The organism is Erwinia sp. MYb416 (assembly GCF_037479575.1).
Lineage (GTDB): Bacteria > Pseudomonadota > Gammaproteobacteria > Enterobacterales > Enterobacteriaceae > Erwinia > Erwinia rhapontici.
Genome location: NZ_JBBGYT010000438.1, coordinates 415,714 through 431,581, shown reverse-complemented (window position 1 = coordinate 431,581; position 15,868 = coordinate 415,714). Strand labels below are relative to the sequence as shown.

15 protein-coding genes are annotated in these 15,868 nt (G+C 53.5%); 6 read left to right on the top strand and 9 right to left on the bottom strand.

Annotated elements, in window-relative coordinates; translation table 11 throughout:
• Positions 1-50 precede the first annotated feature (50 nt).
• Both WH277_RS11485 and ybaK read left to right on the top strand, forming a co-directional pair.
• On the top strand, positions 51-854 hold the full coding sequence (locus WH277_RS11485) for a TraB/GumN family protein (protein ID WP_133845726.1): 804 nt from the start codon (positions 51-53) through the stop codon (positions 852-854).
• A gap of 178 nt (positions 855-1,032) precedes the next feature.
• On the top strand, positions 1,033-1,515 hold the full coding sequence (gene ybaK / locus WH277_RS11480) for a Cys-tRNA(Pro)/Cys-tRNA(Cys) deacylase YbaK (RefSeq protein WP_133845727.1): 483 nt from the start codon (positions 1,033-1,035) through the stop codon (positions 1,513-1,515).
• 7 nt (positions 1,516-1,522) lie between these two features.
• Here the strand turns inward: ybaK and WH277_RS11475 are convergent, their stop codons facing one another.
• Entirely contained in the window at positions 1,523-2,389 is an 867-nt protein-coding gene (locus WH277_RS11475; RefSeq protein WP_133845728.1) for a LysR family transcriptional regulator, read from the bottom strand.
• A gap of 88 nt (positions 2,390-2,477) precedes the next feature.
• Between WH277_RS11475 and WH277_RS11470 the strand changes: the two genes are divergently transcribed.
• Complete coding sequence (locus WH277_RS11470) at positions 2,478-2,927, top strand: multidrug/biocide efflux PACE transporter (protein ID WP_159337503.1); 450 nt, start codon at positions 2,478-2,480, stop codon at positions 2,925-2,927.
• Between the two features lie 87 nt (positions 2,928-3,014).
• Here the strand turns inward: WH277_RS11470 and ushA are convergent, their stop codons facing one another.
• Complete coding sequence (gene ushA / locus WH277_RS11465) at positions 3,015-4,778, bottom strand: bifunctional UDP-sugar hydrolase/5'-nucleotidase UshA (RefSeq protein ID WP_421504859.1); 1,764 nt, start codon at positions 4,776-4,778, stop codon at positions 3,015-3,017.
• A 191-nt stretch (positions 4,779-4,969) separates the two neighbouring features.
• On the opposite strand from ushA, the gene WH277_RS11460 reads away from it, so the two are divergent.
• Together WH277_RS11460 and ybaL are read left to right on the top strand one after the other, a co-directional pair.
• On the top strand, positions 4,970-6,169 hold the full coding sequence (locus WH277_RS11460; protein WP_339505690.1) for an MFS transporter: 1,200 nt from the start codon (positions 4,970-4,972) through the stop codon (positions 6,167-6,169).
• A 335-nt stretch (positions 6,170-6,504) separates the two neighbouring features.
• A complete protein-coding gene (ybaL, locus tag WH277_RS11455) occupies positions 6,505-8,187 on the top strand; it encodes a YbaL family putative K(+) efflux transporter (RefSeq protein ID WP_133845732.1) in 1,683 nt (560 codons plus the stop codon).
• A gap of 134 nt (positions 8,188-8,321) precedes the next feature.
• On the opposite strand, the gene WH277_RS11450 is transcribed toward ybaL, so the two are convergent.
• The 7 genes from WH277_RS11450 to WH277_RS11420 form a co-directional block, all read right to left on the bottom strand.
• Positions 8,322-9,626 carry an inosine/guanosine kinase gene (locus WH277_RS11450; protein ID WP_339506339.1) on the bottom strand — a complete coding sequence of 435 codons (1,305 nt, stop codon included), beginning with the start codon at positions 9,624-9,626 and terminating at the stop codon, positions 8,322-8,324.
• Positions 9,627-9,715: 89 nt separating this feature from the next.
• Complete coding sequence (gene hemH, locus WH277_RS11445; RefSeq protein ID WP_339505689.1) at positions 9,716-10,675, bottom strand: ferrochelatase; 960 nt, start codon at positions 10,673-10,675, stop codon at positions 9,716-9,718.
• Positions 10,676-10,791: 116 nt separating this feature from the next.
• On the bottom strand, positions 10,792-11,436 hold the full coding sequence (gene adk, locus WH277_RS11440) for an adenylate kinase (protein ID WP_133845734.1): 645 nt from the start codon (positions 11,434-11,436) through the stop codon (positions 10,792-10,794).
• A gap of 93 nt (positions 11,437-11,529) precedes the next feature.
• Positions 11,530-12,432 (bottom strand): DMT family transporter, encoded by a 903-nt coding sequence (locus WH277_RS11435; protein WP_133845735.1) that lies wholly within the window; start codon positions 12,430-12,432, stop codon positions 11,530-11,532.
• Complete coding sequence (locus WH277_RS11430) at positions 12,429-13,304, bottom strand: DUF6024 family protein (RefSeq protein WP_133845736.1); 876 nt, start codon at positions 13,302-13,304, stop codon at positions 12,429-12,431. Before WH277_RS11430 ends, WH277_RS11435 begins: the two co-directional genes overlap by 4 nt.
• A complete protein-coding gene (locus WH277_RS11425; RefSeq protein ID WP_212815877.1) occupies positions 13,304-13,702 on the bottom strand; it encodes an NUDIX hydrolase in 399 nt (132 codons plus the stop codon). Before WH277_RS11425 ends, WH277_RS11430 begins: the two co-directional genes overlap by 1 nt.
• A 53-nt stretch (positions 13,703-13,755) precedes the next feature.
• Positions 13,756-14,460 carry a hypothetical protein gene (locus WH277_RS11420; protein WP_133845738.1) on the bottom strand — a complete coding sequence of 235 codons (705 nt, stop codon included), beginning with the start codon at positions 14,458-14,460 and terminating at the stop codon, positions 13,756-13,758.
• Between the two features lie 207 nt (positions 14,461-14,667).
• Here WH277_RS11420 and WH277_RS11415 point away from each other — a divergent pair, with 207 nt between their 5' ends.
• Positions 14,668-15,543, top strand: coding sequence for a LysR substrate-binding domain-containing protein (locus WH277_RS11415; protein ID WP_133845739.1), 876 nt, complete (start codon positions 14,668-14,670; stop codon positions 15,541-15,543).
• Positions 15,544-15,868 lie beyond the last annotated feature (325 nt).

Genomic DNA, 15,868 nt, shown 5'->3' with positions numbered 1-15,868 from the left:
GCGACTTATCACGCTAGCATAGTGTGATTGACAGCATGAGGCAGAAAACGATGGCAAATCTTTTGCACAGATTTCAGATGTTGTGGCGCAGGCTGTGGTCGGTAAGTTACCGCTACCCGGCCCTCGATATCACGTTGGGTCAGCGACATCTGCATCTGGTGGGCAGCATTCATATGGGTACCCGCAATATGATGCCCCTGCCAGCGGTGCTGTATGAACGGCTACAGCAGGCCGATGCTCTGATTGTTGAAGCGGATATCACCGGCGGGGCATCCCCCTTCAGTGAAAGTGAGAGTTGTCCGCCGCTGGCTGAACGGCTCTCCGCGGAGCAGTGGCCGCAACTGCAACGCCGCTGTGAAGAGTTAAGCATCGACCCGGAGCGCGTCGATACGCTGCCCGCCTGGCAGGTGGCGCTCATGCTTCAGGCGCAACAGGCGCAACGTCTTGGGCTACGCGCCGACTGCGGTATCGACTATCAACTGCTGCAGGCGGCGCGTGAACGGCAGAAAAAAGTGATTGAGCTGGAAGGGCCGGAAACCCAGCTGGCACTGCTGAAATCGCTGCCGGACAACGGCCTGCCGTTACTCGAAGATACGCTACAGCACTGGCAAACCAATGCACGCCTGCTGCAAACCATGGTGAGCTGGTGGCTGGAAGCCCCACCGGGCAGCATCGGAAAACTGGCCTTGCCCAGCACGTTCAGCAGCAGTCTGAATGACCTGTTAATGCATCAGCGTAATCAACAGTGGTGCCAGTTTTTACGCCAGCTGCCACCCGGGCGCTATGTGGTTGCGGTGGGTGCCCTGCACCTTTACGGCGAGGGAAATCTGCCAGGTCTGCTGATTCAGCGATAAAAAAAAGGCCGATATCTCTATCGGCCCGTCAATAAGGACATATTTATGATTTTTGTTATCGTCTCAGCGGTTACGCTGACGCGGGCAAGATTGTCGCTCAAAGCGTAATATTTCGCCAGCATTTTTGTTCATCAATTGTTCACTCGTTCATGGAAAATACGACAGAAGGTTAGTGACTATGACACCTGCGGTAAAACTGCTGGAAAAGCAAAAAGTCGCCTTTACGCTGCATTCTTATGAGCATGACAGCAGCGAAACCCACTTCGGAGACGAAGCAGTACGCAAGCTGAATCTCGATGCGGATCAGGTGTATAAAACCCTGCTGGTCGCGCTGAATGGCGATAATAAAACGCTGGCCGTGGCGGTGACGCCGGTGGCCGGGCAGCTCGATTTAAAGAAAGTCGCCAAAGCGCTGGGAGCGAAAAAGGTCGAGATGGCTGACCCATTGTTTGCCCAGCGCAGCACGGGTTATTTACTTGGCGGCATCAGTCCTTTAGGGCAAAAAAAGCGCCTGCCAACGGTGATTGACCACCTTGCGCAGCCGTTTGCTACGATCTTCGTCTCCGGCGGCAAGCGCGGGCTGGATATTGAACTGAAGCCGCAGGATCTGGCGCAACTGCTTAATGCCAGCTTTGCCGATATCGCCAAACGCGGCGATTAACGCGGCTTTACGCAGAGCGCTGGGCCAGCAACTGATCGATCATCCAGCGCCCTGCAGGGCCGGGTGGCGTACGGCGTGACCAGATCACATCAACCTGAATACTCTGCGGCCAGCCGTCCACCGGCAGTTCACGCAGTGTCTGGTGACCAAACTGCTGGGTCAGCCAGCGCGGCAGAATACTCCAGCCGAATCCCTGTTCAGCCATTTCCAGCAACAACAGATAAGACTGCGCCAGCCACACTTTTCCGGTCGGCGCAGGCGTGCGCTCCACCCAGGTATTTAGCCGAAGCTGGCGCAGCCCTTTCAGCTCCTGCTCAGTCACCTTATCCTGCTGCGCCAGCGGATGATCCTGATGGAGAAAAATCGCCATCTGCGCTTCTACTTGCAGGCGTTTCACGCAAATGTCCGACGGATAATGCTCCTGCACCCGCACCACGCCGATATGGGCTCGCTGGCTGTTTAACAGATCAATTACGTCGGCATCTTCGGCAATCATGCATTCGAATTCGATATCCGGATAGCGACTATCAAAGCGTTGTAGCAGTGACTCATGATAATCAGCCTGCCAGAAATCGGAGATCGCCAGCCGCAGACAGGGCTCTATTTCGCCGGAAAGCCGAATAGCCAGCTCGTCCAATTTTGCTGATGCATTGAGGATCTCTTTGACCTGCGCCAGCGCACGCTGCCCGTTTTCAGTCAATACCGGGTTACGTAGCTCACGGCTGAACAGTGTAAAGCCCAGATCGTTTTCAAGATTCGCTATCGCCGTACTGATGGTTGACTGGCTTTTGCGCAGCGCACGCGCCGCCGCCGAGAAGGATCCGCTTTCCACGGTTTGCACAAAAGCTTCCAGTGATTCCGGTGAGTAACGCAAAGATGTATCGCTTTTATCGATGGATAGTCATTTTATCTTAGCAAATAAAACGTGGAAAATAGCGTCCATAGAAAATTAAGGAGGATGTATGTCTGGTCGTACGCTAAAAGAACGTTTTTTCCATGCCGCAGGTTTCGAAGTGCTGGCGATTGCACTGGTGTCACCTTTAGCCGCGTGGATTATGGATAAACCCCTGTTTCAGATGGGTGCGCTGGCCATCATGCTGTCGACGGTAGCGATGATATGGAACATGATTTATAACGCCGGATTTGATCGTCTGTGGCCGCGCGAAAAAGTGACTCGCGGTATCGGCCTACGTATTCTGCATGCACTGGGCTTTGAGGGCGGCTTTATTCTGATCGGTCTGCCACTGGCAGCCTGGATGTTGGGTATCAGTCTGTGGCAGGCGTTGATCATTGAAATCGCCTTCTTCCTGTTCTTCCTGCCCTACACCATGGCGTATAACTGGGTCTATGACAAAGTCCGTGAGCGCATAGTGAATTCACACCAGCCACAGCCAGTGAACAAACATGGTTAATGGCACTGTGCAGGCGTTGTTGCTGGGGTCGATCGGAAAAGTTGCTGGGGTCGACCAGAAAAATAGTCGACCCCATGGGTAACACCGTTATTGCTTCGCCGTATCCAGTTTCGCCGGACGCCACTGTTTAGGGTCTGCCGGTTTCTCACTTTCCGCTGCTTTCTCCGGTGCCTTCTCTTCTGATTTCGCTTCTGCTTTAGCTTCTGCTTTCTGATAGACAATTTCCCCGGCAGGCTGATACTTTGCCACATCGAGCGGAGAGTGACTCTGGATGTACTGTTTCAGCACTTCGGCATCCACAAAACCGGTATTCACATAGCCAGGCAGCTTATCCACCAGCGGATAACCATCACCACCCGTGGCATTAAAACTCAGGGTGGCCATGCGATAGGTTTTATCCGCTTCCAGCGGTTTACCGTTGATGAGGATGTTACTGACGCCGGTGCCGTCTGCCGTCAGGCTGACGCGCGCAAACTGTGCATAGGCACCTGAATCAACCTGTTTATTGGCCACTACTGCGAGATACTTCTCAACTTCGCTGCCTTTCATATCGACATACACCAGCGTATTACCAAAAGGCTGCACTTTCAGGACATCTTTATAAGTGATGGCACCGCCCTCAATCGAGTCACGCACACCGCCGCCGCTCATGATGGCAAAGTCAGCTTTGGTCCGTTCGATCTGTCCTTCCAGAATCAGACGCGCCATGCTGGTCTGCACAAAACGCACTTTGCTGCGATCGCCCTCCAGCCGTCCGTTAACACTGCCGATTTTCACGCCCAGTTGCGCCTCACCCTTTTTCTGGAACGGAGTCAGCAGTTTTTGCATGGCCGGGTTTTTCGCGATCTCGGGGGTGTAATTGACCCAGGTGGTGCTGCCGTCAGCATTCTTCACTTTATGCTTCAGGTTAATCGGCACCAGCTCATAGTGATCCAGCGTCAGCTTGCCGTTCAGGAAGGTGAAGTCCGCACGGCCGATGTATTTCCCCCACTCGTGAGCCTGGACAATCCAGGTACCGTTCTGGCGATCGGGCGTACAGGGTGTTCCGGGCACATAGTCAGCCTGCTTCACATTCTCTTTCGCCATGCACACCGGATCCTGCGAGTGCCCTCCCACGATCATATCGAGGTAACCGGCTGGCAGTTCACGCGCCATTTCCACATCACCCGGCGCATTCGATCCGTGATGACCGTTGTCGTAATGGCCCATATGTGTGGCCGCGATAATCACATCGGGCTTCTCTTTCGCCCGCAGCTGTTCGACCACCGCTTTTGCTTCGGTTGCCGGTTTATGGAACAGGATGTCGGTAAAGTTTTCCGGGTTGCCGATTTTCGCCGTATCGTCGGTGGTGAGGCCAATAACGGCAATTTTCAGCCCCATACGGTTAAACAGGGCGTAAGGCTGGAACAGCCGCTTTCCGGTGCTTTTCTGATAAATATTGGCGGAGAGCAGCGGGAATTTAGCCCATTTCTGCTGCTGACGCAGCACGGAGAGCGGATTATCGAACTCATGGTTTCCAATCGCCATTGCGTCATAGCCAATCAGATTCATCCCGCGAAAATCGGGTTCCGCGTCCTGCAAATCAGATTCCGGCACGCCGGTATTAATGTCACCGCCCGAGAGGATCAGGACAGCACCGCCGTGCGCCTGCACGTCATAACGGATCTGGTCCATCATGGTTTTTTGCGCCGCCAGGCCATATTCGCCCTGTTCGTTATTCCAGAAACGCCCGTGATGATCGTTGGTGTGAAGCACCGTGAACTTATAAGTCCGGTCTTTCACCCACGCCTGGGCCATCAATGGGGTGCTTAATAACGCCACCGTCAGAACGCTGGCGAAACTTCTTTTCAATAATGGCACTGTGACCCTCCTTGTTGAACAACTCTGACAACAGAAAATGAATGGCTGATACCCAAAATATTTGACGGGTATGATTATGCCGCAGGCTTAACGCTAAAAGATAATTACTGTACCTTATGTTATTAGCAAGCTAAGGGCTTTCTGCACCCTATAAAAACACAAGACAATGACAGGTTAACTTAATGGCAAGCGAACACACCCTTTCCTCTTCAAAGACGCCGGTCCGGCGTACCTCATTTGGCATACTTGGCGCGATCAGCGTTGCCCATTTGCTTAATGATATGATTCAGTCGTTGATTCTGGCGATTTATCCTCTGTTACGCGAAGACTTTTCGCTGAGTTTTGTGCAGATCGGTATGATCACCCTGACCTATCAGATGACAGCCTCGCTGCTACAGCCACTGATTGGCCACTTTACCGATAAACACCCGCAACCCTGGTCGTTGCCTGTGGGTATGGGATTCACCCTTTGTGGGCTGGTGCTGCTGTCGATGGCCAGTACTTTCCCGATGATCCTGGTGGCAGCAGCGCTGGTTGGCACTGGCTCCTCGGTGTTCCATCCAGAATCTTCGCGCGTGGCAAGAATGGCCTCCGGTGGACGCCATGGGCTTGCACAGTCACTGTTTCAGGTAGGCGGTAACTTTGGCAGTTCTCTTGGGCCGCTGCTGGCTGCATTGATTATCGCCCCTTATGGTCGCGGTAATGTCGCCTGGTTCTCGCTGGCCGCCCTGCTGGGGATTGTCGTACTGTTGCAGATTAGCCGCTGGTATCAGAACCAGAACCGCGTTGCCAAAAGTCAGACTGCCCCGGCAGTGAGCCTGCTGCCTCGTCGTCAGGTGGCCTTTGCCATCACGATTTTGCTGGTGCTGGTTTTCTCAAAATATTTCTATCTCACCAGCCTGAGCAGCTACTACACCTTCTATCTGATGCATAAATTCGGGCTTTCCGTGCAGAATGCCCAGCTACATCTGTTTATCTTCCTGTTTGCCGTCGCGGCGGGCACGGTCATTGGCGGCCCGATTGGCGATAAAATCGGTCGAAAAAGAGTGATTTGGGTGTCTATTCTTGGCGTTGCCCCCTTCACGTTGATGTTACCTTATGCCAACTTGTGGTGGACCGGTGCGCTGTCAGTCGTGATTGGCTTTGTACTGGCGTCGGCGTTTTACGCCATTATGGTCTACGCCCAGGAATTGATGCCGGGCCGTATCGGTATGGTTTCCGGGCTATTTTTCGGTTTTTCCTTTGGCATGGGTGGGCTGGGTGCCGCCGTATTGGGTGTGGTCGCCGATCATCAGGGCATTGAACTGGTCTATCAAATCTGCGCTTATCTGCCACTTCTTGGAATTCTGACGGCTTTCCTGCCTGATAACCGACATAAATAGTCCCATCCCGGTGCGAATCAATGCAATTGGCACCGGGTCACCGGCTTGTAACGTCTGACCTGCACACTGATAACTGTCTAAAATCGCACTCTGTGCGAACTTTCTCTCAATGATTCAGATTTTTTGCCGTTATAACCAATAATGACAAGCGTCATCCTGTAATATGCCATACACTGAAAACTTACAACTGGACACATTTACACTCTGGATAATTTAAGTTGCTGAAAAACGGCAAGCCTGCGGGTCTCCTGGAGCATAGTCAGTCCTGTGAGCCGGCACTGCCAACGTCGTTACAACTTGAAGTCTCTTGAGTATGCACACAAAAGGAGACAGGCATGCACCACACCACCCCGCTTATCACCACCATTGTAGGAGGCTTAGTTCTGGCCTTCCTCTTCGGTATGCTGGCTAATCGCCTGCGCATCTCTCCTCTTGTCGGTTATCTGTTAGCTGGCGTGCTCGCCGGGCCCTTTACCCCAGGTTTTGTTGCTGATACCAATCTGGCACCGGAACTGGCCGAACTGGGTGTGATCCTGCTGATGTTCGGTGTGGGTCTGCACTTCTCCCTGAAAGATCTGATGGCTGTAAAGTCCATCGCCATCCCGGGTGCCATTGCACAAATCGCCGCTGCCACACTGTTAGGCATGGGGCTGTCGTGGGCACTGGGGTGGCCAATGATGACGGGTCTGGTATTCGGACTCTGCCTTTCAACCGCCAGTACCGTGGTGCTGCTGCGTGCGTTGGAAGAGCGACAGTTAATTGACAGTCAGCGCGGGCAGATTGCTATCGGCTGGCTGATCGTGGAAGACCTAATGATGGTGCTGGCACTGGTGCTGCTGCCTGCGATTGCCGGGCTGTTTGAAGAAGGTAAAGCCAGCGTCACGATGGTGCTGTTCGACCTGCTGATTACCATCGGCAAGGTGGCGGCGTTTATGGTGCTGATGATGGTGGTGGGAAAACGCGTGGTGCCGTGGATCCTTGCGCGCAGTGCTGCGACCGGTTCACGCGAACTGTTCACTCTTTCCGTGCTGGCGCTGGCGCTGGGTATTGCCTTCGGTGCCGTCGAGTTCTTTGATGTCTCCTTTGCACTTGGGGCTTTCTTTGCCGGTATGGTGCTGAACGAATCGGAGCTGAGCCACCGGGCCGCGCACGATACGTTGCCGCTGCGTGATGCTTTCGCCGTGCTGTTCTTCGTGTCCGTTGGCATGTTGTTTGACCCAATGATCCTGATCCAGCAGCCACTGGCGGTGCTGGGTGCGCTGGCGATTATCGTCTTAGGCAAGTCATTAGTGGCGCTGTTCCTGGTGATGCTGTTCGGTCACTCCAAGCGCACCGCGCTGACCATCTCCGTCAGCCTGGCGCAGATCGGTGAATTCGCCTTTATTCTTGCCGGCCTGGGTATCTCCCTGAATCTGCTGCCGGACAGCGGGCGCAATCTGGTGCTGGCAGGGGCAATTCTGTCGATTATGCTGAATCCGATTCTGTTTGTGCTGCTGGAACGCTACCTGAAAAAGACTGAGACCATTGAAGAACAGACGATGGAAGAAGCCATCGAAGAAGAGAAGCAGATCCCGGTGGATTTGTGCAATCACGCGGTGATTGTCGGTTTTGGTCGCGTAGGCAGCCTGCTGGGCAGCCGCCTGATGGAAGCCGGTATTCCGATTGTGGTAGTGGAGAACAGCCGTCCACGCGTCGAGGCGTTGCGTGAGCAAGGGATCAAAGCGGTACTGGGCAATGCCGCGCGTGGCGATATTATGGAGCTGGCGCGTCTGGACTGTGCACGCTGGCTGTTGCTGACCATTCCTAACGGTTATGAAGCCGGAGAGATTGTCATTGCTGCTCGCGAAACGCGCCCGAATATTGAGATTATCGCCCGTGCGCATTATGACGACGAGGTGGATTATATTATGGAGCGTGGCGCAGACCGTGTGGTGATGGGCGAGCGGGAAATTGCCAACAGTATGCTGAATTTGCTGCTGTTGAGCCCGGTAGAAACCCCGGCGGAATGCCCTATTTAAATACTACGGGCCGATCGATGTAGAAGATCGGCCCCTACAGAGTATTGTCGGGTGCGACCCTTTTTTCCGGTCGCCCCCTGCCGATGATTGGCACCCGACGAAATGCGTTTTCAGCCGTTTGGTTTTTCCCTGCCCTATCGTTCCCAGTATGACTCTTCCAGACTGTCTTCCCGCTCCGGCAACCCACGGGTTAAGCGCGGTGCATGCTGGTTCAGCACCTGATAGCTTACCCGGTTAGCGTATTTACATACCTGTGCCAGCGAGGAGTAGGTGAGGTAACTCCGTCCATGCTTGCTGGAGTTCGGCACATTCGAACGGTGGAAGTTGTTGGCGGTAATATCGTGCAGCAGCGCCGCCAGTGCGCCATCCCCGGCACCATTGGTATTCATGATCTTTTCCGGCCCGCCCATATAAGGTGCGATATGGGAAAAAATACGCAGCGGCTGGGTGCAGTCCTGATGGCGCATGGCGCGGCTGAACTCATACTGGTTAAACTCCGGGATCGCCCCCGGCAACAGCGGATGCTGCGTGGTACGCTTACCAGATTCCTCAGTAAAGGCCGCCATATACAGGCCGTTTGGTCCGGCAGTACACAGCACCAGATCCACCCAGTCGAGGGCACTATTCGCCGCCTGCAACGGATCGCGTTCACCGGTCAGCTCGAAAGCTTCATCTTCATTCATGGCCACCACAGAGACATGATCACGCAGGAAATCACGCCAGAACTGCGGATTATCGGCAATCACATACTTGGTTCCCAACGTCAGCACCACCGGGACGTTATGTTTCTTTGCCCAGTGGATGGCCTGCATGGTCGCTTCCGGCATCGGCTCGCCAGGCTTGCAGCGCACCAGATAAGAGGTCAGCACCAGTGCAGATGCTCCGGCAATCACCTCTTCGGGAATGCTTTGTGGGCGCAACTGGTTCATCATCCCCGGGCTGATGGCGAAGGTACGCTCACCGTTATCGCCGATAAGCGTGAAACAACGGCCGATCGCCCCGTCCACACCCTGCAAATAGTTCAAATCGGTTCGGCTGGAGGTATTACACAGATAACGGTAAGCGTAACCGCCAATCTGCACGTTATTACACATCACGCCCAGAAGCACCGAGCGGTCATCCGCCAGTACCGAATAGTTGTGCAGCGTATTGCCAATTGTGCCACCGGCAAACTGATGGGTGATCAGGTTATTATCAACCAGCTCGGCATACAGCGCCTCGGCCACATCATCCTCAATCACCAGCGAATGCCCAAGGCTCAGGCCATAACGCGCCACAAAGCCATCATCCACTTTGGCTTCAATATCGACGAGAATCTGATCAATACCGACAATCCAGCTGTTGGCCGCATCGTTTTCCGGTTGAACCGGCTGTAGTAAGGGATCACGCGCACTGACGGGGAAATAATGTTTGGATTTACGTTTACCGGGTAATTTCATCATTGCAGGCTACAGAAGGGGCTCAGAGCGCAATCATAGCACAATTGCGCTCTGTGACGATCACAGAGGAGGACATGGCCTCCCCTGTTTTAGCGGTACTGGTTGACCAGCTCCAGCATCATGGTGATATGAGCTTCATCATCATTCAGCGCCGGAATGTATTCAAAACGCGTCCCCCCCGCATGGAGGAAGATCTCACGGTTCTCACCGTTAATCTCCTCCAGCGTCTCCAGGCAGTCAGATGAAAAGCCCGGGCTCATAATCTGCACATGCTTCACGCCTTTGGCGGGCAGGGATTTCATGGTTTCATCGGTATAAGGCATCAGCCACGGCTCACGTCCAAAACGTGACTGGAACGTCAGCATCGCTTCGCTGCTGCCCAGCCCCAGTGAGGCCGTAAGCGCGTTAAAGGTGTCATAGCAACGCTCGGGATAATCATCACCTTCATCGGCGAAGCGTTGCGGGATACCGTGGAACGAGGTGACCAGCAGGTCAGGCTTGCCGTGCTGGGCAAAAGAGCGTTCTACCGAGGCTTTCAAGGCAGCAATATAGGCCGGATGTTCCGCATAATCACGGATAAACTGCACGGTTGGCAGGCTGCGGTAACCGGCGAACACGTCGGTAATACCATCCCATACCGCCGCGACGGTCGAACAGGAGAACTGCGGATAGAGCGGAAGGACAATAAGGCGATTCACCCCTTGCTGCATCAGACTATCGATAGCACTTTTCAGGCTCGGATTGCCATAGCTCATCCCCAGCTCCACCGGCATATCCAACCGCGCGGCCAGCGCTGCTTTCTGACGCTGACTGTAAACCATCAGCGGAGAACCTTCGTCCATCCAGACGGAAGCATACAGTTTTGCTACTCGCGGAGAGCGCAGCGGCAGAATGCCAATATTCAGGATCGGCCACCACAACCAGCGCGGGGTATCGACCACTCGTCTATCGCTAAGGAACTGTTTAAGATAACGTTTTACGGCAGGTGTCGTTGGGGCATCAGGTGTGCCTAAGTTAACCAGTAATACGCCAAGCTTATCTTGCCTCATTGTTATTCCTTTTTACGGCATCGTCGGAGATGAAAACGAGACTTATTCTAGCGGAAAAAAGCGGGGGATAAACCAATTGCTGTCATTGAGCCAGGTTATCCCTGGCTCAAAAAGCACTAACCGAGGATTTTGGCCAGCTCTGCGCTAACTTCAGCCACTTTACGGGTGCCGTCGATCTTGTGGTAAGCCGTGTTACCTTCGGCCGCTTCTTTGCTGTAGTAAGCAATCAGCGGAGCCGTCATCTCATGGTATTCCACCAGACGTTTACGTACGGTCGCTTCCTGGTCATCTTTACGGATGGTCAGTTCTTCACCGGTCACATCGTCTTTACCTTCCACTTTTGGCGGATTGTAGGTGACGTGGTAGACACGACCAGACGGCGCATGGACACGGCGACCGACGATGCGATCAACGATCAGTTCGTCAGGGACGGCGAATTCCAGCACGTTGTCAACTTTAATGCCCGCTTCCTTCATGGCATCAGCCTGAGGAATGGTGCGCGGGAAGCCATCCAGCAGGAAACCATTACGGCAGTCTTCCTGAGCAATACGCTCTTTGACCAGCGCGATAACCAGTTCGTCAGTCACCAGTTTACCGTCGTCCATAATCTGTTTGGCTTTCTGACCCAACTCCGAGCCCGCTTTAACAGCGGCGCGTAGCATGTCACCCGTAGAGATCTGCGGAATACCGTATTTCTCCATAATGAACTGAGCCTGAGTCCCTTTACCTGCACCCGGAGCTCCGAGCAGAATAATACGCATTGCGTAAATCCCCTTGCGAATCGCTTAATTGATCACTTTATCTGAGGGCAAGAACATACCATTTTGGCCCGCTATCCACAAGGAAGGGCGCGGTTATCCTGCATCCGCGTAACGTTGTAGCGATACCTGTCGGCGGGCATACAGCGTTTGAGAAATCACCGCAACGATAATAATCGCACCACCAATAACTGCCTGAATTGTTGGGATTTCGTCCATAAATAGAAACATCCACAATGGCGCCAGCGCAGTTTCAAGCAGTAAAAACAGCCCGGCATTGGCCGGAGAGACAAAACGCGTGGATAACGTGATTAACCCCATCGCCAGCGGCATAATTAACGCCCCTTCCGCGATCACCCACCCATATTGCGCAGCCGACAACACTTTCAGACTATCGACCATGTTTGAGTCCGGCCACAGCACAATCAACACCGATGCCAGCACCGCCCCCAATGACGGTAAACCCGCCGAGCCACCACTAACGCGTGAGGTAAAGATAAACGCCAGTGCCATAGAGACTGCCGTGCCCAGCGCATAAACATTGGCGATGCCATTATGGCCCAGACCACGGCCTGACATCACAATCACCACGCCAACAATGCCCGCCAGTGATGCCAGCATCACGCTGCGATCGATAGCCACTTTGAAGAACAGCCGGGTAATCAGGGCCGAAATAAACGGCGTTGAAGAGATAATCACCAGTACCGTGGCCACATTGCCCCGGTTCAGTGCATTAACGAAGCAGGCGGAAGCGATGCAAAAAAACAGCGCCGACAGCACATTGTCTTTGGTCAGCCACGGCGTGCCAAGAGTGGAGCGGCTCTGGCGCCAAAAGGCCCACATCAGCAGGCAGACACCCCACATGCAAAGGCCGCGCAGGGCCACAATCAGCCAGGAATTTTCAATGCCCATCATGCGGATAAACACCGAATCCGTACTGAGAATCACACCGCCCATGATGCCAATCATATTGCCATTCACGGCAAAGGTACTTTTCATTTTGCCTCCCACAGGGTGCTCAGTTTGTTTTCTACCTGTTCCGTCATATCGACAGGCTCACTGCCGTCACCCCTTACCCAGCACGACAAACGCAGGGTTTTGGCATGAGGGAAATAGCTGGCCCCTGCTGCTTTCACCTGCTGTTGCAGACTCTCGCTGAGCGCAGGTACCGGGAAACAGCTAAAGGGCAAATCCGGTGCACTGATTGAGGTGAAATCCATACCTGCGACATCGTTCAGCTGCACAGGCCCAACCTGCGCCACGTTATACGGCTGCCATTGGGTGCTACGGATGTTTTGCAGTGCTTCTTCCAGTGGTTTTGCCGACGAGGTGGACTCTTCAAACAAACGCAACTCACTGCGCATCAGGGTACTAAAGTCCTCGGGACGCAGGGCAATAATCGCCAGACCGATGGTTAACGAGGCATGTTTATGGAGAGGGGCGACAAAAATGGAACTGTCCGCAATCAGCTCACCGTGGCGGTTGGTGGCAAAACTGTGCGAGGCATCCACTACGCCTTTACCTTTACTGTTTTTTAGACTGTTGAGTTCACCGGTATACGGATTGACGTGAGTAATGATACGCACGCTGCCAGGCTCGGTAAAATGTGAGGCCGGAGGGCTAAACAGCTCAGTGATGGGCTGATAGTGCGCATGTTTGGCCAGGCACAGCGTGGTTTCCTGCTTATGAAACAGATGCGATAAGATCACCAGTCCAACGCGAACCGACTGAACAAAAAACAGATCGTACTCTTGCAGCTGATATATGCGGGTTAACTCTTCCCGGAGTTCATCTTTCAGCATAGAAACTCGCTTATAAAACCGATCGCCATGGATCTGCTGTAACTGAGGGGAAAGTGAGGATGCGTCCATTAATTTATCAACTCTTGCTGGAAAAGCAGTGGCATAACGTTGTCACGGAAGATCGATCCAACCGCGATTTCACAGGGGGGCCTGCGATAATTCACCCAGGCAATCTCTTCGATTTCGTTGCCTGCGCGCGGCTGCCCGTCGATTTCAACGTGGTAGACATGGTTCTCTATCGCCATGGCTTCAAATTCGGCCTGACCATGAAACAGGCCAAAAGGCCGGAAGCCTTTAATCTGCACACCCAGCTCTTCCTGAAGCTCACGCTTCAGGCAACTCAGATGGTCTTCTCCCGCATGTGGCTTACCGCCGGGGGAGATAAAAATCTCGGTGCCGCGTTTACGGGTCAATAACAGCGAACGCTGATAAATAATAATGGCCGCGCATTTAACGATTATTTTCATCTCAGACTCCGGGTGACGTAACCCGCAGGCTACGCCACCTCTGACGTTCAGATTCAGGCAGCAGCGCTGGTTTTCAGCACAGGCGTCATCAGGGTTTCACCTGACAGGAAACGAACGATGTTGTGTGCCAGTGGCGCTTTGTCATGCAGATAAGCGAGGATCACATCATCATTCGGCGTCGAGAAGCTGTCGGCGAAAATGCTGATCCCTTCCAGCGATTTGGTCGAAATACCCAGCTGCAGCAGGCGGTATTTCACGTCATCCGCTGACTGAGCAAACTCATAAATCGGCGACTGGTAGTTGATGTCGTACTGCGCCATCATCTCCATCAGGAAGGTTTTCGCGACCTGACGCTGCTCCGGGAATTCCATCTGATAATGGGTGATGCCATCATTAATGGTGTTAATGTCGTTGCGGTGGCAGAAATCGACCAGATGGGCATGGATTGCCAGTTTCTCTCCCAGCAGCACCAGGTTTTTACGATATTTCAGAATGTCACTTTCCAGGTGTTCAATCGCAATTGAACGGAAAGCACCGCTGATATCGGCAATGGTATGGGCGACGACTAAGTCGCCAAACCGGCTTTTCAATTCATCAACACGGTGCGACAAAATGCCACGATGCAGTGAACATCCGCTGTTTCCTGACCAGAGGTGTACAGGGATACCCTGTAACATCAGATAACACGCTGCCAGGGTGCTATCACGACCGCCGGTAAACATGACGAGCTGTGTTTTTACAGAATGCTGATTTGTCATTTTCCTTTCCTTCGCATTGATGATGAATGTAATCGTGGGCTGACAAGGGGAAAATACGGCTGTGTAACGAGAGAAACCAGAAGGGGGCGTTTGCTGGTGGCTGACAGGACAGCACCCCGACCTGGAAGCCAGAGTAGGGAAATTATGCTGGACTTGAAAATGATATAAACAGACACTCCTTGTTATTTTTTCTAACAAGGTATGATTATGTCTGGCCTTCCTTCACTGCGTGCCCTGCGCTACTTTCATCAGGCAGCACAGCATCAAAGCTTCAGCCTGGCGGCGCAATCGCTAAACGTGACGCACAGCGCTGTTAGCCACCAAATCAAACAGTTAGAAGAGTGGCTAGGCAAACCGTTATTTTTACGGGTGAACGGACGGGTGCAGTTGACCCCGGATGGCGAACGGCTAAAAGTGTGTTGCATACAGACCTTTCGCGAGATCGAATTGACCTGTGAGAAAATTCGCGCACGCAATTTGCACAGCCTGACCATCTCCTGTGCCCCCAGCTTTCTGGCACAGTGGCTGATCCCGCGTATCAGTCGTTTCTCAGAACGGCACAGCGATATTGCCCTCACCTTTCAGACCCATGTTGATATTGAGCGGGTGCGCAGCGAGCATACCGATGTGCTGATTGTCAGCCACGAGCAGCCGTTGCAGGAGGATATTACCGCCACGCTGATTACCGTCGACTATATTGGTCCGGTATGCGCCCCGAAGTTCAGTCATCGCTTTACCTACGAGACAGATTTTTCCACTCTGCCACTGCTACATGCCGATACCAAACTGCATGCCTGGGCGGAGTGGGCAAAGAAAACCGGGGCAAGAGGCGATTTTTGGGCGGGACGTCATTTCGATAATCTGACGCTGGCGATTCAGGCGGCACGTAACGGAATGGGAATTATTATGACCCCGCAGATTCTGGTCAAAAAAGAGATACGTGACGGGTCTTTGATTGCTCCGCTGGGGTTTGCAGAGGTGGATCGCGCGACATGGATGATGGTCAAAACCGCCCGTAAAGAAGAAGCTGAGATTGAGTTGTTTCGGCGGTGGTTGTTAGAAGAGGCGTCGATCGCGGGATAAAACGGGTCAGGCATGCCTGACCCCTACAAAAATCATCAACAACATCCGGCCGGGGGGGGGGGGGCCGACCCCTACAGATTATTGCGGCTTAACGCACGCCTCGCCCGAGACAACATCGCAGCATAGCGTAGGGGTGAGGCACGCCTCGCCCGATACAGCATCGCGGTATATCGTAGGGGTGAGGCATGCCTCGCCCGATACAGCATCGCGGTATATCGTAGGGGTGAGGCATGCCTCGCCCGATACAGCATCGCGGTATATCGTAGGGGTGAGGCATGCCTCGCCCGTTTTTTTGCGAGCCGTAATGACAATATTTACTCCGAAA

Bases quoted from the DNA above. Each gene is read 5' to 3' on its own strand.
- hemH (WP_339505689.1), bottom strand. From the start codon at position 10,675: ATGAGGCAAGATAAGCTTGGCGTATTACTGGTTAACTTAGGCACACCT.
- WH277_RS11470 (WP_159337503.1), top strand. From the start codon at position 2,478: ATGTCTGGTCGTACGCTAAAAGAACGTTTTTTCCATGCCGCAGGTTTC.
- WH277_RS11425 (WP_212815877.1), bottom strand. From the start codon at position 13,702: ATGAAAATAATCGTTAAATGCGCGGCCATTATTATTTATCAGCGTTCG.
- adk (WP_133845734.1), bottom strand. From the start codon at position 11,436: ATGCGTATTATTCTGCTCGGAGCTCCGGGTGCAGGTAAAGGGACTCAG.
- WH277_RS11485 (WP_133845726.1), top strand. From the start codon at position 51: ATGGCAAATCTTTTGCACAGATTTCAGATGTTGTGGCGCAGGCTGTGG.
- WH277_RS11415 (WP_133845739.1), top strand. From the start codon at position 14,668: ATGTCTGGCCTTCCTTCACTGCGTGCCCTGCGCTACTTTCATCAGGCA.
- WH277_RS11435 (WP_133845735.1), bottom strand. From the start codon at position 12,432: ATGAAAAGTACCTTTGCCGTGAATGGCAATATGATTGGCATCATGGGC.
- ybaL (WP_133845732.1), top strand. From the start codon at position 6,505: ATGCACCACACCACCCCGCTTATCACCACCATTGTAGGAGGCTTAGTT.
- WH277_RS11430 (WP_133845736.1), bottom strand. From the start codon at position 13,304: ATGGACGCATCCTCACTTTCCCCTCAGTTACAGCAGATCCATGGCGAT.
- WH277_RS11420 (WP_133845738.1), bottom strand. From the start codon at position 14,460: ATGACAAATCAGCATTCTGTAAAAACACAGCTCGTCATGTTTACCGGC.
- WH277_RS11450 (WP_339506339.1), bottom strand. From the start codon at position 9,626: ATGAAATTACCCGGTAAACGTAAATCCAAACATTATTTCCCCGTCAGT.
- WH277_RS11460 (WP_339505690.1), top strand. From the start codon at position 4,970: ATGGCAAGCGAACACACCCTTTCCTCTTCAAAGACGCCGGTCCGGCGT.
- ybaK (WP_133845727.1), top strand. From the start codon at position 1,033: ATGACACCTGCGGTAAAACTGCTGGAAAAGCAAAAAGTCGCCTTTACG.